The sequence below is a fragment of the Serratia sp. CY37869 genome (genome assembly GCF_052168895.1).
Lineage (GTDB): Bacteria > Pseudomonadota > Gammaproteobacteria > Enterobacterales > Enterobacteriaceae > Serratia > Serratia ureilytica.
The window spans coordinates 275390-302263 of record NZ_JBJNLU010000003.1 but is presented as its reverse complement, the minus strand read 5'-3'; the positions used below and the strand labels follow the sequence as shown (position 1 = coordinate 302263).

General features: G+C 59.0%; 20 protein-coding genes. 14 read left to right on the top strand and 6 right to left on the bottom strand.

The features are described 5' to 3' along the window. Window positions 1–182: 182 nt before the first annotated feature. From ACJ8J1_RS16950 to ACJ8J1_RS16940, 3 genes are read left to right on the top strand one after another with little or no spacing between them, the layout of a single operon-like run. Window positions 183–2972 (top strand): xanthine dehydrogenase family protein molybdopterin-binding subunit, encoded by a 2790-nt coding sequence (locus ACJ8J1_RS16950; protein WP_033644688.1) that lies wholly within the window; start codon window positions 183–185, stop codon window positions 2970–2972. Beyond that, window positions 2969–3523, top strand: coding sequence for a (2Fe-2S)-binding protein (locus tag ACJ8J1_RS16945; RefSeq protein WP_015379038.1), 555 nt, complete (start codon window positions 2969–2971; stop codon window positions 3521–3523). The genes ACJ8J1_RS16950 and ACJ8J1_RS16945 overlap by 4 nt, the downstream gene beginning before the upstream one ends. Continuing rightward, window positions 3520–4755, top strand: coding sequence for a cytochrome c (locus ACJ8J1_RS16940; RefSeq protein ID WP_033644689.1), 1236 nt, complete (start codon window positions 3520–3522; stop codon window positions 4753–4755). The genes ACJ8J1_RS16945 and ACJ8J1_RS16940 overlap by 4 nt, the downstream gene beginning before the upstream one ends. A 63-nt stretch (window positions 4756–4818) precedes the next feature. Here ACJ8J1_RS16940 and ACJ8J1_RS16935 read toward each other — a convergent pair whose 3' ends face one another. Next, window positions 4819–6195, bottom strand: a complete 1377-nt coding sequence (locus tag ACJ8J1_RS16935; RefSeq protein WP_004937488.1) for an amino acid permease — start codon at window positions 6193–6195, stop codon at window positions 4819–4821. Window positions 6196–6826: 631 nt separating this feature from the next. Between ACJ8J1_RS16935 and pdhR the strand changes: the two genes are divergently transcribed. The 6 genes from pdhR to yacL all read left to right on the top strand — a co-directional run bounded on the left by pdhR (window position 6827) and on the right by yacL (window position 17586). Beyond that, window positions 6827–7591 carry a pyruvate dehydrogenase complex transcriptional repressor PdhR gene (gene pdhR / locus ACJ8J1_RS16930; RefSeq protein WP_004937490.1) on the top strand — a complete coding sequence of 255 codons (765 nt, stop codon included), beginning with the start codon at window positions 6827–6829 and terminating at the stop codon, window positions 7589–7591. A 165-nt stretch (window positions 7592–7756) separates the two neighbouring features. Next, window positions 7757–10420: a pyruvate dehydrogenase (acetyl-transferring), homodimeric type gene (gene aceE, locus ACJ8J1_RS16925; RefSeq protein ID WP_033644690.1), complete on the top strand. Its 2664-nt coding sequence runs from the start codon at window positions 7757–7759 to the stop codon at window positions 10418–10420. 13 nt (window positions 10421–10433) lie between these two features. Continuing rightward, window positions 10434–12314, top strand: a complete 1881-nt coding sequence (aceF, locus tag ACJ8J1_RS16920; RefSeq protein ID WP_033644691.1) for a pyruvate dehydrogenase complex dihydrolipoyllysine-residue acetyltransferase — start codon at window positions 10434–10436, stop codon at window positions 12312–12314. Window positions 12315–12547: 233 nt separating this feature from the next. Then, complete coding sequence (gene lpdA / locus ACJ8J1_RS16915) at window positions 12548–13972, top strand: dihydrolipoyl dehydrogenase (RefSeq protein ID WP_033644926.1); 1425 nt, start codon at window positions 12548–12550, stop codon at window positions 13970–13972. A 514-nt stretch (window positions 13973–14486) separates the two neighbouring features. Next, window positions 14487–17084, top strand: coding sequence for a bifunctional aconitate hydratase 2/2-methylisocitrate dehydratase (gene acnB, locus ACJ8J1_RS16910; RefSeq protein WP_033644692.1), 2598 nt, complete (start codon window positions 14487–14489; stop codon window positions 17082–17084). 139 nt (window positions 17085–17223) lie between these two features. Then, window positions 17224–17586 (top strand): protein YacL, encoded by a 363-nt coding sequence (gene yacL, locus ACJ8J1_RS16905; protein ID WP_004937507.1) that lies wholly within the window; start codon window positions 17224–17226, stop codon window positions 17584–17586. 32 nt (window positions 17587–17618) lie between these two features. Here yacL and speD read toward each other — a convergent pair whose 3' ends face one another. The 3 genes from speD to ACJ8J1_RS16890 all read right to left on the bottom strand — a co-directional run bounded on the left by speD (window position 17619) and on the right by ACJ8J1_RS16890 (window position 19775). Further along, window positions 17619–18413 carry an adenosylmethionine decarboxylase gene (speD, locus tag ACJ8J1_RS16900; RefSeq protein ID WP_004937510.1) on the bottom strand — a complete coding sequence of 265 codons (795 nt, stop codon included), beginning with the start codon at window positions 18411–18413 and terminating at the stop codon, window positions 17619–17621. Between the two features lie 27 nt (window positions 18414–18440). Continuing rightward, a complete protein-coding gene (gene speE / locus ACJ8J1_RS16895) occupies window positions 18441–19304 on the bottom strand; it encodes a polyamine aminopropyltransferase (protein WP_033644693.1) in 864 nt (287 codons plus the stop codon). Between the two features lie 123 nt (window positions 19305–19427). Continuing rightward, window positions 19428–19775 carry a YacC family pilotin-like protein gene (locus tag ACJ8J1_RS16890; RefSeq protein WP_033644927.1) on the bottom strand — a complete coding sequence of 116 codons (348 nt, stop codon included), beginning with the start codon at window positions 19773–19775 and terminating at the stop codon, window positions 19428–19430. Window positions 19776–19994: 219 nt separating this feature from the next. Here ACJ8J1_RS16890 and cueO point away from each other — a divergent pair, with 219 nt between their 5' ends. Next, on the top strand, window positions 19995–21671 hold the full coding sequence (gene cueO, locus ACJ8J1_RS16885) for a multicopper oxidase CueO (protein ID WP_033644694.1): 1677 nt from the start codon (window positions 19995–19997) through the stop codon (window positions 21669–21671). Between the two features lie 98 nt (window positions 21672–21769). Further along, entirely contained in the window at window positions 21770–22306 is a 537-nt protein-coding gene (hpt, locus tag ACJ8J1_RS16880; protein WP_048234659.1) for a hypoxanthine phosphoribosyltransferase, read from the top strand. A 37-nt stretch (window positions 22307–22343) separates the two neighbouring features. Here hpt and can read toward each other — a convergent pair whose 3' ends face one another. After that, on the bottom strand, window positions 22344–23000 hold the full coding sequence (can, locus tag ACJ8J1_RS16875; RefSeq protein WP_015379031.1) for a carbonate dehydratase: 657 nt from the start codon (window positions 22998–23000) through the stop codon (window positions 22344–22346). A gap of 211 nt (window positions 23001–23211) precedes the next feature. Here can and ACJ8J1_RS16870 point away from each other — a divergent pair, with 211 nt between their 5' ends. From ACJ8J1_RS16870 to ACJ8J1_RS16860, 3 genes are all read left to right on the top strand, one after another. Continuing rightward, a complete protein-coding gene (locus ACJ8J1_RS16870; protein WP_033644695.1) occupies window positions 23212–24135 on the top strand; it encodes an ABC transporter ATP-binding protein in 924 nt (307 codons plus the stop codon). Further along, window positions 24132–24902: an ABC transporter permease gene (locus ACJ8J1_RS16865; protein WP_033644696.1), complete on the top strand. Its 771-nt coding sequence runs from the start codon at window positions 24132–24134 to the stop codon at window positions 24900–24902. The genes ACJ8J1_RS16870 and ACJ8J1_RS16865 overlap by 4 nt, the downstream gene beginning before the upstream one ends. Window positions 24903–25079: 177 nt before the next feature. Then, complete coding sequence (locus tag ACJ8J1_RS16860) at window positions 25080–26357, top strand: polysaccharide deacetylase family protein (protein ID WP_033644697.1); 1278 nt, start codon at window positions 25080–25082, stop codon at window positions 26355–26357. Between the two features lie 36 nt (window positions 26358–26393). Here the strand turns inward: ACJ8J1_RS16860 and panD are convergent, their stop codons facing one another. Continuing rightward, window positions 26394–26774, bottom strand: coding sequence for an aspartate 1-decarboxylase (gene panD / locus ACJ8J1_RS16855; RefSeq protein WP_004937544.1), 381 nt, complete (start codon window positions 26772–26774; stop codon window positions 26394–26396). Between the last annotated feature and the right edge of the window lie 100 nt (window positions 26775–26874).

Genomic DNA, 26874 nt, shown 5'->3' with positions numbered 1-26874 from the left:
ATTTATTAGCGTACAAACCTTATGTGTTTTGCAAATGTTTTTTTGTTGAAAACAGCCTGTTAATCATCACATAATTTTAGTTATAAGCATATGCTTATGACGTCTACGGCAAGGTCGTCAGCGTTTGCGCAACAACACCGCGAACAAAAACCAATTACAAGAAAGACGTGAAGGACTTATTTATGAGCAATTTCAACCCGTCGCGGCGTCGCTTTATCAAAAGCGCCGTGATTGCGGGGGTATCCGTGTACCTCGCGCCCCTGTACAGCCGCGCCTACGCCGCGCTGTTCGAGCAAAAAATCCTCCAGTCGCCCAATTGGGATCCGCAGGCCAAGCGCGTGCGTTTCCGTATCGACGGCCGCGCCAAGGTCATGGGGCAGAAGGTGTTCGCGCGCGACATCCGCGCGGTGGACATGCCGCACTGGCCGCAGAAACAGGCGCACGCCTTCATTCTGCGCGTGACCAAGGCCGACCGGTTGTTCGAAGGGGTCGATCTGTCGCTGTTGGGGGACGATCTGCAGCCGGATCGCCTGGTGACGGCGGAAGATCTGGCGCGCGACGGCCTGGCCTTTCCGGCGTTCTACGGTGACGACATGCTGCTGCCGAGCGGCAAAACCCCGGCCTACCTCGGCCAGGCGGTGGCGATCCTGATCTATCACGACTTCGCCCGTTTCCGCTTCGCCAAGGACAAGCTGAAATTCCGCGAAGAAACCATCAAATACGGCGCGGTGACCGGCCCGCTCGAGCGCGATCCCTGGGGCAGCTTCCGCTATGTGCGGGTGGGGGGAGAACAGCCGTTCGACGACGATCGTTTCTCCAGCCTGAAGGACACGCCGATCTTCCCGGTGTCGATGAAAAAACACCTGCCGGTGTGGCCGGAAGGGCGCGAGGGCGGCAAGCTGGATCAGGAAGGCATGCGCTATGCAGGGATGATCGCCGACGAGTTGGCGAATCCGCCGGCCGACTGGTTGGTAATGTCGCGCCGCTACACCACGCAGTCGATCGACACCTCGGCGCTGGAGCCGGACAACGCCAACGGCTGGTTCGACGCGCAGACGCAAACCCTGCATCTGGTGGTGCCGACGCAGTCGCCGCAGGAAGTGGCCGACGAGATGCCGCGCATGCTGGCCAAGCGCAATCCGCCGGTGAAACAGCTGATCCTGCACCCGTGCTACACCGTGGGCTACGGCTCGAAAGACCACTACAACTTCCCGTATTACGGCGCGGTGGCGGCGATGTATGGCGACGGCCACCCGGTGCGTCTGGCCAACGATCGCTTCGAACAGTTCCAGACGGCGTTGAAGCGCCACGCGTTCGACATGAACTACCGCATCGCGGTGAATAAGCAGACCGGCGTCATGCAGTCGTTCCTCGGTGACATGACCGCGGACGGCGGCGGCCGCAGCAACTTTACCCCTTCAGTGGTGATGGTCGGCGCAACCGCCGCCCAGTCGATTTACTACTTCCCGAAAAGCGATCTGTCGTCGGTCGGGCTGGCTTCACGCGCCATCGACGCCGGTTCGGCGCGCGGTTACGGCACGCTGCAGAGCATGGCCGCCACCGAGATGATGGTGGATGAGTTGGCCGCCGAGCTGAAGATTGACCCGATCGAGTTCCGCCTGCGCAACGTGCTGAAATCCGGCATGAAAAACACCCAGGGGGCGATCCCGGCCGGTGCGATCCGCGCCGATGAAGTACTGGAAAAGGCGGCGAAGCATGAGATATGGCTTAAGCGCGCCGAACGCAAGGCCGAGTTTGAGAGCCGTCATACCGGCAAGCGCTATGGCGTCGGCTTCGGCTGCGTGCAGAAAGACTTCGGCACCGGGGCGGAAACCTCGTTCGCCCGGGTGGAGCTGAGCGAAGACGGCCGCATCATCCTGCATCACAGTGGCGCGGAGATGGGCACCGGCATGTCGACCTCGCAGTCGGTATTGTGCGCGCAGTGGCTGGGCAAACCGGCCGACGAAGCGCACTTCTCGGTCACCGACTGGTCGGTATTGCCGATGGTCACCAGCGGCGATCCTTACCTGATGTCGCAGGAAGAGCAGGACAAGCTGCAAACCAACCCCAACTGGACGCCGAGCTACTGTTCGCCGTCGAGCGCCAGCAACTCGGCCTATTACTTCTCGCACAGCACCCGCGAAGCGGCGCGCCTGATCTTCGATCACGGCCTGTGGCCGGCGGCGATGGCGCTGTGGCAGGCTGGTATCGGCGGCGGCCAGGCGGCGCCGCTGGTGGTGCGGCGCGAAGATGCGCGTTGGGTCGAAGGCGGCCTGACGGCGGCGGGCATGTCGGTGCTGAGCCTCGAGCTGCTGGCCAAGACGGCTTATCAGATGGGCGGCGTCACCGGCGCGGCGGTGCATGTGTTCAACCGCTGGCAGTGGGCGGAGGCCGATTTCACGTTGAACGGCAAAAGCGAACGCCTGCCGATCGACGGCATGGCGCTGCGCAACGCCGGCGGCGAATTCAAACCGCTGGCGCGCGGGCAGGTCTACTACCCGCCGACCCAGCGCAACAATGCGGCGGTGACCTACTACAGCGCCGTCGGCACGCTGGCGGAAGTGGCGGTGGATATCGCCACCGGCCAGGTGGAGTTGCTGAATCACCACTCAATCATGGAGTGTGGCAACCTGATCGTGCCGGAACTGGTTTCCGGCCAACTGCAGGGCGGGCTGGCGATGGGCATCGGCCATGCGCTGCACGAATATTTACCGCTGTACGAAGACGGCCCGGGCAACGGCACCTGGAACTTCAACCGTTACCACCTGCCGCGCGCCAGCGACGTGGCGGTATGGAAACAGAGCGGCGACATCCTGCCGGCGCTGTCGGAAACCGATCCGCCGAAAGGCATGGCGGAAGTGGTGATGATCCCGATCGTGGCCGCACTGGTCAACGCCATTGCCGACGCCACCGGCCACCGTTTCCGTGATTTGCCCGTTCGTGCAGAAAATATTCGTGAGGTATTACAATGAGCATTAAAACCCAGCCGATTTCCCTGACCATCAACGAGAAACAGTACGGCCCGATCGAGGTGCCGGAAGGCTTGATGATGATCGATTTCCTGCACGAGTATCTCGATTTGACCGGTTCGCGCCTCGGCTGCGGGCAGGGCATTTGCCACGCCTGCGTGGCTATTGTCGATCACCCGAGCGGCACCAGCGAAGAGGTGCGCACCTGCATCACCGGCGCGCATTTCTTCAACGGCAAGAAAGTGCGCACCGTCGAAGGCCACGCCAGGGTGGACGAACAGGGGGAGGTGGTTGAGCTGTCGCCGATCCAGCAGGCGTTTCTGGAGCACTACAGCTTCCAGTGCGGCTACTGCACGCCAGGCTTCGTCAACGCCGCCACCATCTTCGTGGAAAAGCTCAAGCGTGAGCCGATCGCCCGCGATCAGCTGGAGAACGCCATCGAGCAGGCGCTGGACAGCCACATCTGCCGCTGCACCGGCTACGTGCGCTACTACGAAGCGGTGCGCGACGTGGTGCTGAAAACGCCGGGCCTGCTGAAGGAGACGGCGCAATGAAAAAACGTCTCGCAATGTTGATTGTGCTGGTGGCGATCGTGGTGATTGCGCTGTTGTGGTGGCGGGAAAACCGCCGTTACGACGGCCCGGTGCAGCAGGTGACCGCCAGCGCCGAACAGATCGCGCGCGGCCGCTATCTGGCGCAGGCCGCCGACTGCGCCGCCTGCCATACCGCCAGCGGCGGGGCGCCGTTGGCCGGCGGCTATCCGCTGGACACGCCGTTCGGCACGATTTACGGCAGCAACCTGACGCCGTCGGCCGACCACGGCATCGGGCGCTGGAGCAAGGACGACTTCTTCCTGGCGCTGACGCAGGGCGTGGCGCCGGGCGGACGGCACCTGTACCCGGCGATGCCTTACACCTCGTACAAGGGCATTTCGCGTCAGGACGCCGATGACATCTACGCTTACCTGATGACGCGCCCGGCGGTGGACGTGGCCATTCCGGCCAACGACATGCCGTTCCCGTTCAACCAGCGCATGGCGCTGATCGGCTGGAATCTGCTGTTCCGCAGCCAGGATCCGCTGCCGGCCAGTTCGCAGGGCAGCTCGCCGCAATGGCAGCGCGGCCGCTATCTGGCCGACGTGCTGGGCCACTGTGGCGAATGCCACACGCCGCGCGGCGCGCTGGGACAGATGGATCTCGGCAAGCCGATGCAGGGCGGCGATCTCGGCCGCTTCATGGCGCCGGACATTACGCCGCACGGCTTGGCGCAGCGCGGCTGGACGCCGCAGGACGTCAGCCGCTTCCTCGGCACTGGCCTCGCGCCGCAGGGTTCGGCCTTCAGTGAGATGCATATGGTGGTGGATCTCAGCACCCGTCATTTGACGCCGGAAGATCATCAGGCGCTGGCGCTGTATCTGATGGGCGAGCAGCCGCCGGCGGCGGTGCCGGTGAAAATGGGCCAGGGCAGCGATGCCGGGCGCATGACCTATCTGGATCAGTGCGCCGGTTGCCATGCGCGCGAAGGTGAGGGCAAACCGCATGTGGCACCGGCGATGCGCGATAACGCCACGCTGCGCCAGGCGGACGGCAAGAACCTGATCGTGTCGGTGCTGGACGGCCTGCCGGCCCAGCAGTTCCCGAACGGTGAAAGCATGCAGAGTATGCCGGGCTTCGGCGAGCGTCTGAGCGATGCTGAAGTGGCGGAACTGGTGAATTACCTGCGGGTGACCTGGGGCGGTTTGCCGGCGGACGTCACCGCCGAGCAGGTGAAAGCGCTGCGCAAGTAAGCGGCGTTCAGACGAAAAAAATGGCCCGCATCTGCGGGCCATTTTATTGCGCGGTCACGGGATTCAACGGCTGGTGACGCCGTCGACACGTTGGCTGCGCTGTTTGATGGCGTAACCGACGGCCAGGATCGCCACCCATACCGGGATCAGCAGCACCGAGATTTGAATGCCCGGCGTCAGGTACATGATCACCAGGATGCCGGCCATGAACAGCAGGCACAGGTAGTTGCTGAACGGGTACCAGAACGCTTTGAACTTCGGCACCACGCCTTCGCGGTTTTTGGCGGCGCGGAATTTCAGGTGCGCCAGGCTGATCATCGCCCAGTTGATCACCAGCGCCGATACCACTAACGCCATCAGCAGTTCGAAGGCGCGGCCCGGGATCAGGTAGTTAATCAGCACGCACAGCGCGGTGGCGAGGGCGGAAATGCCGATGGCTACCACCGGCACGCCGCGGCCGTCGACCTTCAGCAGGCTTTTCGGGCCGTTGCCCTGCTGCGCCAAGCCGTACAGCATGCGGCTGTTGCAGTAGACGCAGCTGTTGTAGACCGACAGCGCGGCGGTGAGCACCACGATGTTCAGCACGGTCGCCACCAGGTTGCTGTTCAGCGCGTGGAAGATCAGCACGAACGGGCTGCCGCCTTCAACCACTTTGCCCCACGGGTACAGCGACAGCAGAATGGCCAGCGAACCGATATAGAAGATCAGGATGCGGTAGATCACCTGATTGGTGGCTTTCGGAATGCTTTTTTGCGGGTTGTCGGCTTCGGCGGCGGTGATGCCGACCAGCTCGAGGCCGCCGAAGGAGAACATGATCACCGCCATCGCCATCACCAGGCCCATGACGCCGTTCGGGAAGAACCCGCCCTGCGCCCACAGGTTGGTGACGGTGGCTTCCGGGCCGCCCATGCCGCTGAACAGCAGGTAGGCGCCGAACACGATCATGCCGATAATCGCCACCACTTTGATGATGGCGAACCAGAACTCCATCTCGCCGTAAACTTTCACGTTGGCCAGGTTGATGGCATTGATCGCCAGGAAGAATACCGCGGCGGAAACCCAGGTGGGGATCTCCGGCCACCAGTACTGTACGTAGATGCCGACCGCCGTCAGCTCCGCCATCGCCACCAGGACATACAGCACCCAATAGTTCCAGCCGGAGGCGAAGCCGGCGAAGTTGCCCCAGTATTTGTAGGCGAAGTGGCTGAAGGAACCGGCGACCGGTTCTTCCACCACCATTTCCCCCAGCTGGCGCATGATCAGAAACGCGATGAAGCCGCCGATGGCGTAGCCGAGGAGCACTGACGGGCCGGCCATTTTTATTGTTTGAGCGATACCGAGAAATAACCCGGTGCCGATTGCGCCACCTAAGGCGATGAGCTGAATATGGCGGTTTTTCAGGCCGCGCTTCAGCTGGTCACCATGCTGTTGACCATCCATCAATCTAACCCTCTGTCGTTGTGAATGCCCACCTGCCTGTAAAGCAGTGGTTACGATGTGTGTTTTGTTTTATTTACGGCGTTATAGCTATTAATTCCACGGCGCCGCTACCGTTTGGCAGAGAATAATGTTATGCGCGTCGGTTTGCACCTGCTTTGTCGTGTGAGTGATTAAGATTGCAGCAGTTTAGGAAACAAAATGCGGGTTGTGTGACGGCAGGGGGGATTCAGTGCATGAAATAAGCAACAAATCACATAATGCGCAAAAATAACGTAGATCTGAACGGTGGGCCGCGTTCAAATAATGAACGAACCGCCGTTGCGCTGTTCGCCAAATAGCCATTCATTAAAGCGTAATAACCATGCAATAAAACTCGGGCAAAAAGTTTGCACTCTGCCTTGCGTAAGGTTTGGTAAAAGTTAAATCCCCAACCCGCCGCGTAAATGGTAATACCATCACGGCGTTACCGGTTTGCAGCGGGGTTTTCAGCGGGGTGTTAAAATGTGCGGGTAACCTGATTTCGATCAAGGCCCGTATGGACAGGAGGTGAATACTTTGTTACTTTACCGTCACGTTTTTGAAATTGGTATTACCAATTGACTCCGCGCCATTCGCAGAGAAGAATTCACTCATGGCCTACAGCAAAATCCGCCAACCCAAGTTGTCAGATGTTATCGAGCAACAGCTCGAATACCTGATCCTCGAGGGGACACTGCGCCCAGGCGAAAAACTGCCTCCGGAGCGCGAGCTGGCGAAACAATTTGATGTCTCCCGTCCTTCTCTGAGAGAGGCCATTCAGCGCCTTGAAGCGAAAGGGCTGCTCCTGCGCCGTCAGGGCGGCGGCACCTTCGTGCAAACTAATCTGTGGCAGAGCTTCAGCGATCCGCTGGCCGAGCTGCTGGCCGACCATCCCGAATCACAGTTCGATCTGCTGGAAACCCGTCACGCGCTGGAAGGCATTGCCGCCTATTACGCGGCGCTGCGCGGCACCGATGAAGATCTGGCGCGCATCCGCGACTGCCACATCGTGATTCAACAGGCTCAAGACAGCGGCGATCTCGACGCCGAAGCCGATGCGGTCATGCAGTATCAAATCGCCGTGACTGAAGCCGCTCACAACGTTGTGTTACTTCACCTGCTACGCTGCATGGGGCCGATGCTGGAACAGAACGTGCGTCAGAACTTTGAATTGCTCTACTCGCGCCGTGAGATGTTGGCAAAAGTGAGCAGCCACCGCGCCGGAATTTTTGAGGCGATTGTGGCACGCGAGCCGGAAAAGGCCCGTGAAGCCTCGCATCGCCACTTGGCGTTTATCGAGGAAATCTTGCTGGATCTCAGCCGGGAGCATACTCGGCGCGAGAGATCGCTGCGGCGTCTCCAGCAACGCAAGGATTAAGAGCTGTCCTCTTCAGGGTACACCAGCCTGCGGGGGTTAAGTTCGAGGTACTTAGTTAAGTACTTAAGCGGCAACTAAACTGATGGGCCTGTCTTCGTGTGTTTTGGCACAGAACACAGGAAGACAGGCTCCAAACAAACCATTAGACAGATAAGGAATACCACCATGTCAGAACGTTTAAACAATGACGTGGATCCGATCGAAACCCGCGACTGGCTGCAGGCGATCGAATCGGTCATCCGTGAAGAGGGTGTTGAGCGAGCTCAGTTTCTGATTGATCAGGTATTGGGAGAAGCCCGCAAAGGCGGCGTTAACGTTGCGGCCGGTGCTGCAGCGCACAACTACGTCAACACCATCGCGGTAGAAGACGAACCGGCTTACCCAGGCAACCTGGATCTGGAACGCCGCATTCGCTCTGCGATCCGTTGGAACGCGATCATGACCGTTCTGCGCGCATCCAAGAAAGACCTGGAGCTGGGCGGCCACATGGCTTCCTTCCAGTCTTCCGCGACCTTCTATGAAGTCTGCTTTAACCACTTCTTCCGCGCACGCAACGAGAAAGACGGCGGCGACCTGGTGTACTTCCAGGGCCACATCTCTCCGGGCGTTTACGCGCGTGCCTTCCTTGAAGGCCGCCTGACTGAAGAACAGATGAACAACTTCCGTCAGGAAGTGCACGGCAACGGTCTGTCCTCTTACCCGCATCCTAAGCTGATGCCGGAATTCTGGCAGTTCCCGACCGTATCCATGGGCCTGGGCCCAATCAGCGCCATTTATCAGGCGAAGTTCCTGAAATACCTGGAACACCGCGGCCTGAAAGACACCTCTGAGCAGACCGTTTACGCCTTCCTGGGCGACGGCGAGATGGATGAGCCGGAATCCAAAGGCGCCATCACCATCGCCACCCGCGAGAAGCTGGACAACCTGGTGTTCGTCATCAACTGCAACCTGCAGCGCCTGGACGGCCCGGTCACCGGTAACGGCAAGATCATCAACGAACTGGAAGGCATCTTCTCCGGCGCAGGCTGGCAAGTGCTGAAAGTGATCTGGGGCGGCCGTTGGGATGAGCTGCTGCGCAAAGACACCAGCGGTAAACTGGTTCAGCTGATGAACGAGACCCTGGACGGCGACTACCAGACCTTCAAATCCAAAGACGGCGCTTACGTGCGCGAGCACTTCTTCGGCCGTTACCCGGAGACCGCGGCGCTGGTCAAAGACATGACCGACGACGAAATCTGGGCGCTGAACCGTGGTGGTCACGATCCGAAGAAAATCTTCGCTGCACTGAAAAAAGCGCAGGACACCAAAGGCAAACCGACCGTTATCCTGGCCCACACCATCAAAGGTTACGGCATGGGTGAAACCGCGGAAGGTAAAAACATCGCTCACCAGGTGAAGAAAATGAACATGGAAGGGGTTCACCACTTCCGCGATCGTTTCAACGTGCCGGTTGCCGATGCTGACATCGAAAAACTGCCGTACATCACCTTCGAGAAAGAGTCCGAAGAGTACAAATACCTGCACGAACGTCGCCAGGCGCTGAAAGGCTACGTGCCGACGCGTCTGCCTGAGTTCACCCAGAAGCTGGAAATGCCGGCGCTGGAAGATTTCAGCTCGCTGCTGGAAGAGCAGAACAAAGAGATCTCCACCACTATCGCCTTCGTGCGTGCCCTGAACGTGATGCTGAAGAACAAGTCGATCAAAGATCGCCTGGTGCCAATCATCGCCGACGAAGCGCGTACCTTCGGTATGGAAGGTCTGTTCCGTCAGATCGGTATCTACAGCCCGAACGGCCAGCAGTACACTCCGCAGGACCGTGAGCAGGTTGCTTACTACAAAGAAGACGAGAAAGGCCAAATCCTGCAGGAAGGCATCAACGAACTGGGCGCAGCCTCTTCCTGGCTGGCCGCAGCGACGTCCTACAGCACCAACGATCTGCCGATGATTCCGTTCTACATCTACTACTCGATGTTCGGTTTCCAGCGTATCGGCGACCTGTGCTGGGCAGCGGGCGACCAACAGGCGCGCGGCTTCCTGATCGGCGGGACCTCGGGCCGTACTACCCTGAACGGCGAAGGTCTGCAGCACGAAGATGGCCACAGCCACATTCAGTCTCTGACCATCCCTAACTGCATCTCTTACGATCCGGCTTACGCGTACGAAGTGGCGGTGATCATGCACGACGGTCTGGTGCGCATGTATGGCGACAACCCGGAAAACGTGTACTACTACCTGACCACGCTGAACGAAAACTACCACATGCCTGCGATGCCGCAGGGTGCGGAAGAAGGTATCCGCAAGGGTATCTACAAGCTGGAAACGCTGGAAGGCAGCAAAGGCAAGGTGCAGCTGCTGGGCTCCGGCGCCATCCTGCGCCACGTGCGCGAAGCTGCGCAGATCCTGGCGAAGGACTACGGCGTGGGTTCCGACACCTACAGCGTGACCTCGTTCACCGAACTGGCGCGCGACGGCCAGGATTGCGAGCGTTGGAACATGCTGCACCCAACTGAAGCGCCACGCGTGCCTTACATCGCTCAGGTGATGAACGACGCGCCGGCGGTAGCCTCTACCGACTACATGAAACTGTTCGCCGAACAGGTTCGTACTTATGTGCCGGCCAGCGATTATCGCGTACTGGGCACCGACGGCTTCGGTCGTTCGGACAGCCGCGAAAACCTGCGTCACCACTTCGAAGTCGATGCGTCCTACGTGGTGGTTGCTGCTCTGGGTGAACTGGCTAAACGCGGTGAGATCGAAGCTTCCGTGGTTGCTGATGCAATCAAGAAATTCGACATCAACCCGGAAAAAGTTAACCCGCGTCTGGCCTAAGAGGTACTGAATAATGTCTATCGAAATCAACGTACCGGACATCGGTGCAGATGAAGTCGAAATCACCGAGATTCTGGTGAAGGTCGGCGATAAAGTTGAAGCGGAACAATCGCTGATCACCGTGGAAGGCGACAAGGCTTCCATGGAAGTGCCCTCCCCGCAGGCGGGCGTGGTGAAAGAGATCAAAGTGGCGGTCGGCGATAAAACCGAAACCGGCAAACTGATCATGATCTTCGAAGCGGCAGGCGCAGCGGAAGCTGCACCGGCGGCGAAAGCGGAAGAAAAACCGGCAGCAGCAGCTGCTCCGGCTGCCGCTGCGGCCAAAGACGTTGCCGTGCCGGATATCGGCGCTGACGAAGTCGAAGTGACCGAGATCCTGGTGAAAGTGGGCGACAAGGTGGAAGCCGAGCAGTCCCTGATCACTGTGGAAGGCGACAAGGCTTCCATGGAAGTCCCTGCGCCGTTCGCGGGCACCGTGAAAGAGATCAAGATCGCGACCGGCGACAAAGTGAAAACCGGTTCCCTGATCATGGTGTTCGAAGTGGCCGGCGCCGCTTCCGCTGCGGCCCCGGCTGCGGCGCAAGCACCGGCTGCCGCCGCAGCGCCTGCGGCCTCTGCGGCTAAAGACGTCGCCGTGCCGGATATCGGCGGTGACGAAGTCGAAGTGACCGAGGTGATGGTCAAGGTGGGCGACAAGGTTGCCGCCGAGCAGTCTCTGATCACCGTGGAAGGCGACAAGGCCTCCATGGAAGTGCCAGCGCCGTTCGCGGGCACCGTGAAAGAGATCAAGATCGCGACCGGCGACAAAGTGAAAACCGGCTCCCTGATCATGGTGTTCGAAGTGGAAGGCGCTGCGCCTGCCGCTGCCGCCGCTCCAGCCGCTAAAGCGGACGCTGCGCCGGCGCCGGCCGCCGCTAAAGCCGCCGCTCCGGCTGCGAAAGCTGAAGACAAAGGCGAGTTCGCCGAGAACGCGGCCTACGTGCACGCGACTCCGGTCATTCGTCGTCTGGCGCGTGAATTCGGCGTTAACCTGGCGAAAGTGAAAGGCACCGGTCGTAAAGGCCGCATCCTGCGCGAAGACGTTCAGGCTTACGTGAAAGACGCGGTGAAACGCGCTGAAGCGGCCCCGGCTGCTGCCGGCGGCGGTCTGCCAGGCATGCTGCCATGGCCGAAAGTGGACTTCAGCAAGTTCGGTGAGATCGAAGAAGTCGAAATGGGCCGCATCCAGAAGATCTCTGGCGCGAACCTGAGCCGCAACTGGGTGATGATCCCGCACGTGACTCACTTCGACAAAACCGACATCACCGATCTGGAAGCGTTCCGCAAGCAGCAGAACGAAGAAGCGGCCAAGCGCAAGCTGGACGTGAAGTTCACGCCTGTCGTGTTCATCATGAAAGCCGTCGCTGCCGCTCTGGAGCAAATGCCGCGCTTCAACAGCTCGCTGTCCGAAGACGGTCAGAAGCTGACGCTGAAGAAATACATCAACATCGGCGTGGCGGTAGATACCCCGAACGGCCTGGTGGTTCCGGTGTTCAAGGACGTGAACAAGAAGAGCATCACCGAGCTGTCTCGCGAGCTGATGACCATCTCCAAGAAAGCGCGCGACGGCAAGCTGACCGCGGGCGAGATGCAGGGCGGCTGCTTCACCATCTCCAGCCTGGGCGGCATCGGGACGACTCACTTCGCGCCGATCGTCAACGCGCCGGAAGTGGCTATCCTGGGCGTCTCCAAGTCTGCGATGGAGCCGGTCTGGAACGGTAAAGAGTTCATGCCGCGCCTGATGATGCCGATGTCGCTGTCCTTCGACCACCGCGTTATCGACGGTGCCGATGGTGCGCGCTTCATCACCATCATCAACAACATGTTGTCCGACATTCGCCGTCTGGTGATGTAATGCAAAAGGGGCGCAGCATGCTGCGCCCCTGACGATTCTGTAGCAGTTTTGTCGGATTTTGCATAACTCGACAAAATTGTTGAGACACGGGTCACTCGAACACGCTTTGCAGATTATTAACAATTCTGTAAACTGCTCGCGGTGTAAGCGTCCCGGTGGATGAAGGGCGTTATGAGATCGATTAGCAATAAAAATGACGTCTGACCCGCCGGACAATCAATTAAGAGGTCATGATGAGTACTGAAATTAAAACTCAGGTCGTGGTACTTGGGGCGGGCCCGGCAGGTTACTCTGCAGCCTTTCGTTGCGCTGACTTAGGTCTTGAAACCGTTCTGGTTGAACGTTATTCCACTCTGGGCGGGGTTTGCCTGAACGTGGGATGTATCCCTTCCAAAGCACTGCTGCACGTTGCCAAAGTGATCGAAGAAGCCAAAGCGTTGGCCGAACACGGCATCGTTTTCGGCGAGCCGAAAACCGACATCGACAAAGTGCGCGTCTGGAAAGAAAAAGTCATCACTCAGCTGACCGGCGGTCTGGCTGGCATGGCGAAAGGCCGTAAAGTGAAAGTGGTCAACGGCCTGGGCAAGTTCACCGGCGCTAACACCCTGGTTGTGGAAGGCGAAAACGGCCCAACCACCATCAACTTCGACAACGCCATCATCGCTGCAGGTTCTCGTCCGATCCAACTGCCATTCATTCCTCATGAAGATCCACGCGTGTGGGATTCTACCGATGCGCTGGCGCTGAAAACCGTCCCAGAGCGTCTGCTGGTTATGGGCGGCGGCATCATCGGCCTGGAAATGGGCACCGTATACCATGCGCTGGGTTCACAGATCGACGTCGTTGAAATGTTCGATCAGGTTATCCCGGCGGCAGATAAAGACGTGGTGAAAGTCTTCACCAAACGTATCAGCAAGCAGTTCAACCTGATGCTGGAAACCAAAGTGACCGCGGTAGAAGCCAAAGAAGACGGCATCTACGTCACGATGGAAGGTAAAAAAGCGCCGGCAGAACCACAGCGTTACGACGCGGTGCTGGTGGCGATCGGCCGCGTGCCGAACGGCAAACTGCTGGATGCCGGCAAAGCCGGTGTTGAAGTTGACGAGCGTGGCTTCATCAACGTCGACAAACAGCTGCGCACCAACGTGCCGCACATCTTCGCCATCGGCGACATCGTCGGTCAGCCGATGCTGGCGCACAAAGGCGTGCACGAAGGTCACGTCGCCGCAGAAGTTATCGCCGGCATGAAGCACTACTTCGATCCGAAAGTGATCCCATCCATCGCTTACACCGAGCCGGAAGTGGCGTGGGTGGGTCTGACCGAGAAAGAAGCGAAAGAGAAAGGCATCAGCTACGAAACCTCCACCTTCCCGTGGGCGGCTTCCGGCCGTGCGATCGCTTCCGACTGTGCAGACGGCATGACCAAACTGATCTTCGACAAAGAAACTCACCGCATCATCGGTGGCGCGATTGTCGGCACCAACGGCGGCGAGCTGCTGGGTGAAATCGGTCTGGCTATCGAGATGGGCTGCGACGCGGAAGACATCGCGCTGACCATCCACGCTCACCCGACCCTGCACGAATCCGTGGGCCTGGCGGCGGAAATCTACGAAGGCAGCATCACCGACCTGCCTAACCCGAAAGCCAAGAAGAAGTAATTCTGCTGGTTTGACCGGTTAACAAGCGGCTCCTGAGAAGGGGCCGTTTTTTTTTGCTCAGATGCAGAACGCGGTTTTTTGTGGCCGCTGCGCCAAATTCCGATCCTCATGCTTATATCCGTTTTAATTATGTGGATATAATGCCCTGTTTGTCCGGCAGCCGATTACGCTGCGCTCAACGATTCAGCAAAGATTTAATGTTGCTTTTATGTGAACGAATTAACAACCGTTTCAAATCCTGATATGCTGGCTGAGCGGAACCGGGCACTGTACCTTACAGTCCAGGACATCGACAGCAGTGCCCCGTCAGGATAGATGGCATCAATATCGCCGTGCGCTCTACCCATCAGTCTTTCATGCTGTAACGCTGTTTGACCGTGCTTGTTTGCCCCAATCACCGTTTCGGGGCCTTTACGGGCCGATCGCCTAGCCACAGAGTGAAACCCAAAGGGTATAAACCCGGTTTGCATATACGCCAGGCACAATAAATGACAATGAGAGCGAGGAGAACGTCGTGCTAGAAGAATACCGTAAGCACGTAGCCGAGCGTGCTGCTGAGGGCATCGCCCCTAAGCCGCTAGACGCCACCCAAATGGCCGCGCTGGTCGAACTACTGAAGAATCCGCCAAAAGGCGAAGAAGAATTCCTGTTAGACCTGCTGATTAACCGTGTTCCACCGGGCGTCGACGAAGCCGCCTACGTCAAAGCAGGTTTCCTGGCGGCCATCGCCAAAGGTGAAGCGACATCCCCCCTGGTTACCCCCGAGAAAGCCATTGAACTGTTAGGCACCATGCAGGGCGGCTATAACATTCATCCGCTGATCGAAGCCCTGGACAACGAAAAGCTGGCGCCGATCGCCGCCAAAGCGCTGTCCCACACGCTGCTGATGTTCGACAACTTCTACGATGTGGAAGAGAAGGCGAAAGCCGGCAACGCGCACGCCAAGCAGATCATGCAGTCCTGGGCCGATGCCGAATGGTACCTGTCGCGCCCGGAGCTGGCGGAAAAGATCACCGTCACCGTGTTCAAAGTGACCGGCGAAACCAACACCGATGACCTGTCTCCGGCGCCGGACGCCTGGTCGCGCCCGGATATCCCGCTGCACGCGCTGGCGATGCTGAAAAACGAACGTGAAGGCATCGTGCCGGATCAGCCGGGCAGCGTCGGCCCGATCAAACAGATCGAGCTGCTGAACAAGAAAGGCTTCCCGCTGGCCTACGTCGGCGACGTGGTCGGCACCGGTTCCTCCCGTAAATCCGCCACCAACTCGGTGCTGTGGTTCATGGGCGACGACATCCCGCACGTGCCGAACAAGCGCGGCGGTGGCGTGGTGCTGGGCGGCAAGATTGCGCCTATCTTCTTCAACACCATGGAAGATGCCGGCGCCTTGCCGATCGAAGTGGACGTGTCCGAGCTGAACATGGGCGACGTGATCGACGTTTACCCGTACAAAGGTGAAGTGCGCAACCACGAAACCGGCGCGCTGATCGCCAACTTCGAGCTGAAAACCGACGTGCTGCTGGATGAAGTGCGCGCCGGCGGCCGTATCCCGCTGATCATCGGCCGTGGCCTGACCACCAAGGCGCGCGAAGCGCTGGGTCTGCCGCACAGCGACGTGTTCCGCATCGCCAAACCGGTAGCCGCCAGCAACAAAGGCTTCTCGCTGGCGCAGAAAATGGTCGGCCGCGCCTGCGGCGTCGCCGGCATTCGCCCTGGCGAATACTGCGAGCCGAAGATGACCTCCGTCGGCTCTCAGGACACCACCGGCCCGATGACCCGCGATGAGCTGAAAGACCTGGCCTGCCTCGGCTTCTCCGCCGATCTGGTCATGCAGTCGTTCTGCCACACCGCCGCGTACCCGAAACCGGTCGACGTGACCACGCACCACACGCTGCCTGACTTCATCATGAACCGCGGCGGCGTCTCGCTGCGCCCGGGCGACGGCGTGATCCACTCCTGGCTGAACCGCATGCTGCTGCCTGACACCGTCGGCACCGGCGGCGATTCCCACACCCGCTTCCCGATCGGCATCTCCTTCCCGGCCGGTTCCGGCCTGGTGGCGTTTGCCGCCGCGACCGGCGTGATGCCGCTGGATATGCCTGAGTCGGTGCTGGTGCGCTTCAAAGGCAAAATGCAGCCGGGCATCACCCTGCGCGATCTGGTGCACGCCATCCCTTACTACGCGATCCAGCAGGGGCTGCTGACCGTCGAGAAGAAGGGCAAGAAAAACATCTTCTCCGGCCGCATTCTGGAGATCGAAGGCCTGCCGGATCTGAAGGTCGAGCAGGCGTTTGAGCTGACCGATGCGTCCGCCGAACGTTCCGCCGCCGGTTGTACCATCAAGCTGGACAAGGCGCCGATTGAAGAGTACCTGAACTCCAACATCGTGCTGCTGAAGTGGATGATCTCCGAAGGCTACGGCGATCGCCGTACGCTGGAGCGCCGTATTCAGGGCATGGAAAAATGGCTGGCGGATCCGCAGCTGCTGGAAGGCGATGCGGATGCGGAATACGCAGCGGTGATCGACATCGATCTGAACGAGATCAAAGAGCCGATCCTGTGTGCGCCGAACGATCCTGACGATGCGCGCCTGCTGTCTGACGTGGCCAACAGCAAAATCGATGAAGTGTTCATCGGTTCTTGCATGACCAACATCGGCCACTTCCGCGCGGCGGGCAAGCTGCTGGATCAGCACAAGGGCCAGCTGCCGACCCGTCTGTGGGTGGCGCCGCCAACCAAGATGGATGCGGCTCAGCTGACTGAAGAAGGCTACTACAGCGTCTTCGGCAAGAGCGGCGCGCGTATCGAGATCCCGGGCTGCTCGCTGTGCATGGGCAACCAGGCGCGCGTGGCGGACGGCGCGACGGTGGTTTCCACCTCAACCCGTAACTTCCCGAACCGTCTGGGCACCGGCGCCAACGTCTATCTGGCGTCTGCCGAACTGGCCGCGGTAGCGTCCCTGCTGGGCCGCCTGCCGACGCCGGACGAGTACCAGACCTATATGGCGCAGGTCGATAAGACGGCGGCGGATACCTACCGCTACCTGAACTTTGACCAACTGGGTCAGTACACCGAAAAAGCCGACGGCGTGATCTTCCAAACCGCCGTGTAAGCCGCTATATTGCGCAACTGTTTAACGGGAGGCCTTGGCCTCCCGTTTTATTTTGCTCAGTTGCCAACTTTGCGAGCGCTCACTGAGTTAGTCCGCCATTTATGTTTACACTAAGAAAAAGGGCTCAGGAGGGCATGCTATGGATTACGAATTTCTGCGTGACGTCACCGGTCAGGTGATCGTCAGATTTTCGATGGGGCATGAAGCGATTGGCCATTGGATCAATGAAGAAGTCAAAGGCGATTTCAACCTGCTGGACCGCATTGAAGCCGGCGCGGCCGAGGTCAAAGGCAGCGAGCGCCAATGGCAGCTGGAAGGCCATGAATATACGCTGCTGATGGATGGTGAAGAAGTGATGATCCGCGCCAATCAGCTGGAGTTCGAGGGCGACGAAATGGAAGAGGGGATGAACTACTACGACGAAGAAAGCCTCTCATTCTGCGGCGTTGAGGATTTCCTGCTGGTGTTGAAGGCCTATCGTTCTTTCATGCTGAAGTACTAAGCATCAGGGCGCGGCGCGCCGCGCCCTTTCCATCACAGATGCGGAATATTGCGGCCGTAATAGATTTCCTGCATCTCTTTCCATAACAGATCGGTGATCTGCTTGCGTTCGGCTGCGCTCAACGCCTCCGGTTCCGCGTTGAACAGGTAGTGCTTCAGATCGAAATCCTTCAGCAACATCTTGGTATGGAAGATATTTTCCTGGTAAACGTTCACGTCCATCATGTGGTACAGCGCCTTGATGTCTTCCGACATAAAGTTCTGGATCGAATTGATCTCATGATCGATGTAATGTTTCACGCCGTTCACGTCGCGGGTAAAACCGCGCACGCGATAGTCCATGGTGACGATGTCGGATTCCAGCTGGTGAATTAAGTAGTTCAGCGCCTTGAGGGGCGAAATGACGCCGCAGGTCGAGACCTCGATATCGGCGCGGAAGGTGCACAGCCCGCCTTCCGGATGGCTTTCCGGGTAGGTGTGCACGCAGATATGGCTTTTGTCCAGGTGCGCGACGACCGTATTCGGCAACGGGCCTGGGTGTTCCGACGTATCGACGTCTTTCGGATCGATGGGCTCTTCGCTGACCAGGATGGTGACGCTGGCGCCCTGCGGCTCGTAGTCCTGACGCGCGATGTTCAGAATATTGGCGCCGATGATCGAGCAGGTTTCGCTCAGGATCTCGGTCAGCCGGTTGGCGTTATATTGTTCGTCTATGTAGGCGATATAGCCATCGCGATCGTCCGCGGTTTTGGCGTAACAAATATCGTAAATACAAAAACTCAGGCTCTTGGTCAGGTTGTTGAAGCCGTGCAGTTTTAGCTTATGCAATTTGGGCCACCTCCTTTATCTTCTCGCTTAACGTGTTACGTTCAGGGCATTGAGCAAATATTGCGGCAGGGCAAAGCTGCCGACGTGAATTGCCGGGTTGTAATAACGGCAGTGTAGGCCGCTTTGGTTAAAGCGCTGTAGCAGGGTAGGCAGATCGCGCTGGCGCAGCGCCGGGTTCTGGCTCGCCCAGGCGAAGGTCATGATGCCGCCGTAATAGGTCGGGATCGCCGCCTGATAGAAGCTGACGTCGGTAAAGTAGCGGCTCAGTTTGGCGTGGCTGTTGACCGCCTCGTCCTGCTGCAGGAAACAGACGCCGTTTTGCGCGACGAAAATGCCGCCCTCATTCAGGCAGCGGGCGCAGCCTTCATAAAACGCCGAGGTGAACAGGCTTTCGCCGGGGCCGATCGGATCGGTGCAGTCGGAGATGATCACATCGAACGTTTCGTCGGTTTGATTCACGAAGTTGACGCCGTCGTCAATCACCAGCTTGAAGCGCGGATCGTCATAGGCGCCGGCGCTGTGGTTGGGTAGGTACTGGCGGCAGAACTCGACGACGCCGGCGTCGATTTCGACCATGGTGATCTGCTCAACGCCAGGATGCCGGCTGACTTCGCGCAGCATACCGCCGTCGCCGCCGCCGATGATCAGCACTTTCTTCGCCTGGCCGTGCGCCAACAGCGGCACGTGGGTCAGCATTTCGTGATAGATGAACTCGTCACGCTCGGTGGTTTGCACCACGCCGTCGAGCGCCATCACGCGCCCCAGCACCGGGTTCTCGAAGATCACCAGATCCTGATGATCGGTCTTCTCGCGGTACAGCACCTTCTCTACCGAAAAGTACTGGCCGAAGCCCGTATGCAGCGTTTCGTACCAAATTTCTTTCTGGGTCATGTGCGGGAAACTCCGTAATAACAGCCATGAAAAATCGGCGCAACATCATAGCTAACTCTGCCTGGCGATGCACGGTTGAATTTCAGACAGAGAGAGCGGAGGGCGGACGGGCGAGGGGGAAGATTAATTGGCGTAGGCCAGCAGGCTCAGGGAGTCGCGCGCCAGCGATTTGCACTTCTTGGGCGTTGGAATGGCGATGCCGCTCAGATCGCGATAGCTGTCTTCGCCCAGCGCCTTCATGTTAAAGCTGTTGTAGTTGCTCAAATCCCAGCGGTTTTGTTGCGCGAAATAGACGATGGCGCGCTTGATTTGCGCATTTGGCAAATCGTTGTAGCCGCAATCATTTTTCAAATAAATAAATACCGCCGTCAGATCGGCCAGATCTTCCGCCTCGGATTCATTCAGCGCCAGACTGGCGTTGGAGAAGCCCAGCATCGCCAGCAACAGCATCGTTAACGTTGTTTTTTTCATCATGAAATAGGCCTGTTTGTCGTCTGCAGACGTTACCACACTTGCCTGTAAAGGCACCAAATTTTATTGCTGACGGGCGCTGCCATAGCGCTCACCCACGGCGCGCTCTTGATTGTGAGGCATAGCTTAAAATACCGCCAGAAAAGGCTTGACCTTCCGCCTGGGGGAAGGTTTAGGCTGGCCGCGTTGAGTTATGTCACTGAGAAAAGGGAGTCAGCGATGTTACGCCGTGATTTTATTAAATTGACCGCTGCATTGGGCGCCGCGAGCGCATTGCCGTTATGGAGCCGGGCCGCCTTAGCGGCCGAGCGGCCGGCCCTGCCGGTGCCCCCGTTGTTAACGCCCGACGCGCAGGGAAAGATTGCGCTGGCGCTGCAAGCGGGGGAAACCCGCTGGTTGCCCGGCGCCGCCACCAAAACCTGGGGATTCAACGGCGCGCTGCTCGGGCCGGCGGTGAAGCTGCAGCGGGGTCAGCCGGTGACGGTCGATATCAAAAACCGCCTGGCGGAAGCCAGTACCGTCCACTGGCACGGCCTGGAAATCCCCGGCGACGTCGATGGCGGCCCGCAGGCGTTGATCCATCCCGGCGCAACGCGCACGGTGAATTTCACCGTCGATCAACCGGCGGCCACCTGCTGGTTCCACCCGCATACCCACGGTAAAACCGGCAGCCAGGTGATGATGGGGCTGGCGGGGCTGGTGCTGCTGGAAGACGATGAAAGCGCCAAACTGCCGCTGCCGAAAACCTGGGGGCAGGATGACATTCCGGTGATCCTGCAGGATAAGCGCTTGGGCAAAGATGCCCAGATCGAATATCGCCTGGACGTGATGAGCGCGGCGGTGGGTTGGTTTGGCGATCGCATGTTTACCAACGGCGCGCAGTACCCGCAACATCTGGCGCCGCGCGGTTGGCTGCGTCTGCGTTTTCTCAACGGTTGCAACGCCCGCTCGCTGAATCTGGCGGCCAGTGACAACCGTCCGCTGTACGTCATCGCCAGCGACGGCGGTTTCCTGGCGGAACCGGTGAAGCTGACCGAGCTGCCGATGCTGATGGGCGAACGCTTTGAAGTGCTGGTCGATGCCTCCGACGGGAAAGCGTTCGACATCGTGACGTTGCCGGTGAAACAGATGGGCATGACGCTGGCGCCGTTCGATCGGCCGCTGCCGGTGTTGCGCATTCAGCCGTCGTTGGCGCAGGGCATCAAAACCATGCCGGACAGCCTGGTGAAGCTGCCGACATTGCCTGCCACTGCCGGCATCCAGGAGCGTTGGCTGCAGCTGATGATGGATCCGCAGCTGGATATGCTCGGCATGCAGGCGCTGATGGATCGTTATGGTCATCAGGCGATGGCCGGCATGAGCATGAATCATGGCGCGACGGGCGCTGGAGACATGAAAGGCATGGATCACGGTAACATGAAGGGCATGGAGAAGGGCGGCATGCAGGGCATGGACCACGGCGACATGAGCAGCATGAAAGGCATGGATCATGGCAAGATGGCCGGGATGGATCATGGCGGCGCGCAGGGCAACGCTAAACCGTTCGACTTCAGCCACGGCAACATGATCAACGGCAAGGCCTTCGACATGAACAAACCGATGTTTGCCGCCAAACGGGGCCAGTATGAAAAATGGACCATTTCCGGCGAGGGCGACATGATGCTGCACCCGTTCCACATTCACGGCACCCAGTTCCGGATCCTGTCGGAGAACGGCAAACCGCCGGCGGCGCATCGCAGCGGCTGGAAGGACACAGTGCGCGTCGAAGGGTGGCGCAGCGAAGTGCTGGTGCGCTTCGATCATCCGGCAAGCAGTGAACATGCGTATATGGCCCACTGCCACCTGTTGGAACACGAAGATACCGGCATGATGATGGGCTTTACCGTCGGCGAATGATCGCGGCCCGTCGCTCAGGTGGCGGCGCGCTCGCGTCGCCACCGGCGAAAGGCTATGCTAAACTCTGCGCCTTTCTTCCGGCAACTGACCTGAATACTATGAAACACACTGTAGACGTAATGATTTCCGAGCAGGAAGTTAAGACCCGTATCGCCGAACTTGGCCGCCAGATCACCGAACATTACCGCGACAGCGGCAGTGACATGGTGCTGGTTGGGCTGCTGCGCGGCTCCTTCATGTTCATGGCCGATCTGTGCCGCGCGATTGACGTGCCGCATGAAGTCGACTTCATGACGGCTTCCAGCTACGGCAGCGGCATGTCCACCACTCGCGACGTGAAGATCCTCAAGGATCTGGACGAAGACATTCGCGGCAAAGACGTGCTGATCGTGGAAGACATCATCGATTCCGGCAACACGCTGAACAAAGTGCGCGAGATTTTGGCGCTGCGTGGGCCGAAATCGCTGGCGATTTGCACCTTGCTGGACAAGCCTGAGCGCCGTGAAGTGCAGGTGCCGGTCGAATATGTCGGCTTCTCGATCCCGGATGAGTTCGTGGTGGGGTATGGCATCGACTACGCCCAGCGCTACCGTCACCTGCCGTACGTCGGCAAAGTGGTGCTGCTGGACGAGTAATTGATGTGGGGCGCGGCCTGCCGCGCCCGCGGCGGGATTATACGCCTTTATCCTGCTTCAGTTTGGCTATCGCTTTGCGGTAGCCCATCTCCAGGCTCTCGCGGCTGGTCGCCAGCACTTCCATATCGCGCAGACGGCCGTCCTGAATGCCGTACACCCAGCCGTGGATCATCACCTTCTGGCCGCGTTTCCAGGCCGATTGCATGATGGTGGAGTGGCCCAGGTTGTATACCTGCTCAATGACGTTGATCTCGCACAGCATGTCGAAACGCTGTTCCGGCGGCAGCTCGCCCAGCAGCGAACTGTGCTTGTACCACAGATCGCGAATGTGCAGCAGCCAGTTGTCGATCAGCCCCAGCTCCGGGTTTTCCACCGCGGCCTGCACGCCGCCGCAGCCCAGGTGGCCGCAGATGATGATGTGTTCGACCTCCAGCACATCTACCGCATACTGCACCACCGACAGGCAGTTAAGATCGGTGTGGATAACGAGGTTCGCCACGTTGCGATGGACGAACAGTTCACCCGGCTCGAGGCCGGTCAGGCGTTCTGCGGGAACGCGGCTGTCAGAGCAACCAATCCATAAGAAGCGGGGCTTTTGCGCCTGGGCTAAACGTTCAAAAAAATCCGGGTCTTCCTGACTGATATTGGCCGACCAGGCCTGGTTGTTGGCGATAAGCTCTTCGATTTCTTTCATGGAGGTGATTGACCCGTAACGAACAGATTGCGTTGGGGTAATATAGGGTAAGCGTCACAATTTGGAAATCGGAACAGTGGTGCAACCTCATTTACCGCACGGATTCGACGCAGTGAAAACGCCGTCGATGCTAGGATTATTGTTATTGTTTCAAGCCTCGCAAACAGGGGGCGCGGCGGCATACTCATCGTTATAAGGTACTATTTTACATATGAATTATGCACTGGAATTAGCGCAGCTGACCAAGACTTACGCCGGTGGCGTCAAGGCGCTGCGCGGCATCGACCTGAGCGTCGAGGCGGGGGATTTTTATGCCCTGCTGGGGCCAAACGGCGCCGGAAAGTCCACCACCATCGGCATCATCAGCTCGCTGGTGAATAAAACCGCCGGCAGCGTGCGGGTGTTCGGTTACGACATCGATAAAGACATCGTCAACGCCAAGCGCCAGCTTGGCCTGGTGCCGCAGGAGTTCAACTTCAACCCGTTTGAGACCGTATTGCAGATCGTGGTGAACCAGGCGGGTTACTATGGCGTCACGCGGCGTGAAGCGATGGCGCGCGCCGAAAAGTACCTCAATCAGCTGGACTTGTGGGGCAAGCGCAACGAGCGTGCTCGCATGCTGTCCGGCGGCATGAAGCGCCGTCTGATGATCGCCCGCGCGTTGATGCACCAACCAAAGCTGCTGATCCTCGATGAACCGACCGCCGGGGTGGATATCGAGCTGCGCCGCTCGATGTGGGGCTTCCTGAAAGAGCTGAACGCCCAGGGCACCACCATCATCCTCACCACCCACTATTTGGAAGAGGCGGAGATGCTGTGCCGCAACATCGGCATCATCCAGAACGGGGAGCTGGTGGAAAACACCTCGATGAAGGGGCTGCTGGCCAAGCTCAAGTCGGAAACCTTTATCCTCGATCTGGCGGCGAAAAGCCCGCTGCCGAAGCTGGACGGTTACCGCAGCCGCCTGACGGATACCTCGACGCTGGAAGTGGAGGTGATGCGTGAACAGGGGCTGAACGGCCTGTTCGCCCAGCTGAGCGCGCAGGGCGTGCAGGTGCTGAGCATGCGCAACAAGGCGAACCGCCTGGAAGAGCTGTTTGTCACCCTGGTTAACGGCAATGGAGAGAAAGCATGACGCGTTTGTATTGGGTGGCCTTACAGAGCATCTGGGCCAAAGAGGTGAACCGCTTCGCGCGCATCTGGATCCAGACCCTGGTGCCGCCGGTGATCACCATGACGCTGTACTTCATCATCTTCGGCAACCTGATCGGGTCACGCATCGGCGATATGCACGGCTTCAGCTACATGCAGTTCATCGTGCCCGGCCTTATCATGATGGCGGTGATCACCAACTCCTACGCCAACGTCGCGTCGTCGTTCTTCAGCGCCAAATTCCAGCGCAACATTGAGGAACTGCTGGTGGCGCCGGTGCCGACCCACGTGGTGATCGCCGGCTATGTCGGCGGCGGCGTGGCGCGCGGTATCTGCGTCGGCGTGCTGGTGACCATCATCTCGCTGTTCTTCGTGCCGCTGCAGGTGCACGCCTGGTGGGTGATTGCGCTGACGCTGTTGCTGACGGCGATCCTGTTTTCGCTGGCGGGGCTGATCAACGCGGTGTTCGCCACCACTTTCGACGACATCAGCCTGATCCCGACCTTCGTGCTGACGCCGCTGACTTACCTGGGTGGGGTGTTCTACTCGCTGTCGCTGCTGCCGCCGTTCTGGCAGGCGGTGTCAAAGCTGAACCCGATCGTCTATATGATCAGCGGTTTCCGCTACGGTTTCCTCGGCATCAACGACGTGCCGCTGGCGTTCACCATGGCGGTGCTGGTGGCGTTTATCACGGTGTTCTACCTGCTGTCCTGGTACCTGATCGAACGCGGCCGCGGCCTGCGCAGCTGATCCTGATGCGCCCTCGTTTTCCCGGCGGGGGCGCTTTTCCCGATTTGGCGCAGGCGGCGCGTAAATCAATAGAATCGCTCAAATAACCGCTAGTTCCCCGCTGTTCAAATCGTGCTATGCTGGCGCTCCACATTTCCTTCATTTTTGTCATTACGCACTCGTAAGCAGAACATCATCATGCGGCCTCAATACAAGTTGGCGACTGGGTTACTCGGCATTCTGATGTCGTTGGTTTCCCCTGTGAGCCTGGCGAATCTGCTGTCGGAAGACGGCGCGGTTAAATCTGAATACATGGAAGCGCAGCGCGACAGCGAAGTCTATTCGCTGGTGGGCGAGCATGTGATCCCGGTAGGGGAAGTGAAGCGCGGGCAACTGATCCAGGTGTTCCCGGCGGATGCGGAATACTACGAATTCAAATTCGGGCACGGCACCGGCTTTATCGATAAAGACGACGTGCGCGAGCTGAAGAAGTCGCGCAAGGTGCAAGACGATCTGGGCGAGCTGAACAAGCCGCTGACCAATCAGAATCTGATCACCCAAAAGGCGATCGACGTATACACCGCGGCGGACAAGGACAGCGAGGTCTTCGGCACGCTGGAAGGCAATCTGCGTTATCCGATCATCGGCAAGCTGAAGGATCGGCTGAACAATACCTGGTACGAGGTCAACATCGGCGATCGGCTGGGGTTCGTCAATGAGCTGGACTGCGAGATCGATAACGGCATACCGGTGCTGACTTACCATCACCTGCTGAAAAACGAAGAGAACAAGCGCTTCCGCCATACTTCGACCACCACCTCAGACGTGGCGTTCAGCAACCAGATGACCTACCTCAAGCAGGCGGGCTACGACACCATTTCGCTGTATCAGCTGGAAGCCTACCTGAAGAATCAGATCAACCTGCCGGGCAAGGCGATCGTGCTGACCTTCGACGACGGGCTGAAATCGGTTTATCGCTACGCTTACCCGGTATTGAAGGATTACGGTTTCCGCGCAACGGCGTTCATCATCTCTTCGCGCATCAAGCGTCATCCGCAGAAATGGAACCCGGACTCGCTGCAGTTTATGAGCGTCTCGGAGCTTAAGCAGATTCAGGACGTGTTCGACGTGCAGTCGCACACCCACTTCCTGCATCGCACCGACGGCAATCGCCAGCCGATTTTGCTGAGCCGTTCGCTGCATAATATCGAGTTCGATTTTGAGCGCTCGCGCCGCGCGCTGTCGCAGTTCAACCCGCACGTGCTGTATCTGTCCTACCCGTTCGGCGGCTATAACCAGCGGGCTATCCAGGCGGCACAGGACGCCGGTTTCCATCTGGCGGTGACCACGGTGCAGGGCAAGGTGAAGCCGGGGGATAATCCCTATACGTTGAAGCGGCTGTATATTCTGCGCACCGACTCGATCCAGACCATGGCGGATCGGATAGCCAACAAGCCGGGCACGGTGGTGCAGTAAGGAAAAGAACGGGCGCGCGAGGCGCCCGTTTTACCGTCAGGCGACCTGAACCGGCACGGCTTTCGCCTTGCGCTGCAGGTTGTTGTCACCCTCGAAATAGGCGACCTTCGGGTGATGTTGGCGGGCGTCGGCGTCGGTCATTTGCACATAGGAGCAGATGATCAGTTTGTCGCCCACGCAGGCGCAGCGCGCGGCGGCGCCGTTGACCGAAATGATGCGCGAACCGCGCTCGGCGGCGATGGCGTAGGTGGAGAAGCGCTGGCCGTTATCCACGTTGTAGATATCGATCGCTTCATATTCCAGAATGCCGGCCGCTTCCAGGAAATCCTGATCGATGGCGCAGGATCCTTCATAGTGCAAGTCAGCCTGAGTGACTTTGACGCGATGCAGCTTGCCTTGCAGCATAGTACGTATCATAGCTTTACCTAACTGAATATCGGCCTTCACAGGCGTTGGGGTTGAACATCTCTCCTGCATCCCTGCAATCTCTATCGTCACCGATCGTTCCGCCATTGTC

Bases quoted from the DNA above. Each gene is read 5' to 3' on its own strand.
- ACJ8J1_RS16950 (WP_033644688.1), top strand. From the start codon at position 183: ATGAGCAATTTCAACCCGTCGCGGCGTCGCTTTATCAAAAGCGCCGTG.
- ACJ8J1_RS16945 (WP_015379038.1), top strand. From the start codon at position 2,969: ATGAGCATTAAAACCCAGCCGATTTCCCTGACCATCAACGAGAAACAG.
- ACJ8J1_RS16940 (WP_033644689.1), top strand. From the start codon at position 3,520: ATGAAAAAACGTCTCGCAATGTTGATTGTGCTGGTGGCGATCGTGGTG.
- ACJ8J1_RS16935 (WP_004937488.1), bottom strand. From the start codon at position 6,195: ATGGATGGTCAACAGCATGGTGACCAGCTGAAGCGCGGCCTGAAAAAC.
- pdhR (WP_004937490.1), top strand. From the start codon at position 6,827: ATGGCCTACAGCAAAATCCGCCAACCCAAGTTGTCAGATGTTATCGAG.
- aceE (WP_033644690.1), top strand. From the start codon at position 7,757: ATGTCAGAACGTTTAAACAATGACGTGGATCCGATCGAAACCCGCGAC.
- aceF (WP_033644691.1), top strand. From the start codon at position 10,434: ATGTCTATCGAAATCAACGTACCGGACATCGGTGCAGATGAAGTCGAA.
- lpdA (WP_033644926.1), top strand. From the start codon at position 12,548: ATGAGTACTGAAATTAAAACTCAGGTCGTGGTACTTGGGGCGGGCCCG.
- yacL (WP_004937507.1), top strand. From the start codon at position 17,224: ATGGATTACGAATTTCTGCGTGACGTCACCGGTCAGGTGATCGTCAGA.
- speE (WP_033644693.1), bottom strand. From the start codon at position 19,304: ATGACCCAGAAAGAAATTTGGTACGAAACGCTGCATACGGGCTTCGGC.
- ACJ8J1_RS16890 (WP_033644927.1), bottom strand. From the start codon at position 19,775: ATGAAAAAAACAACGTTAACGATGCTGTTGCTGGCGATGCTGGGCTTC.
- cueO (WP_033644694.1), top strand. From the start codon at position 19,995: ATGTTACGCCGTGATTTTATTAAATTGACCGCTGCATTGGGCGCCGCG.
- hpt (WP_048234659.1), top strand. From the start codon at position 21,770: ATGAAACACACTGTAGACGTAATGATTTCCGAGCAGGAAGTTAAGACC.
- can (WP_015379031.1), bottom strand. From the start codon at position 23,000: ATGAAAGAAATCGAAGAGCTTATCGCCAACAACCAGGCCTGGTCGGCC.
- ACJ8J1_RS16870 (WP_033644695.1), top strand. From the start codon at position 23,212: ATGAATTATGCACTGGAATTAGCGCAGCTGACCAAGACTTACGCCGGT.
- ACJ8J1_RS16865 (WP_033644696.1), top strand. From the start codon at position 24,132: ATGACGCGTTTGTATTGGGTGGCCTTACAGAGCATCTGGGCCAAAGAG.
- ACJ8J1_RS16860 (WP_033644697.1), top strand. From the start codon at position 25,080: ATGCGGCCTCAATACAAGTTGGCGACTGGGTTACTCGGCATTCTGATG.
- panD (WP_004937544.1), bottom strand. From the start codon at position 26,774: ATGATACGTACTATGCTGCAAGGCAAGCTGCATCGCGTCAAAGTCACT.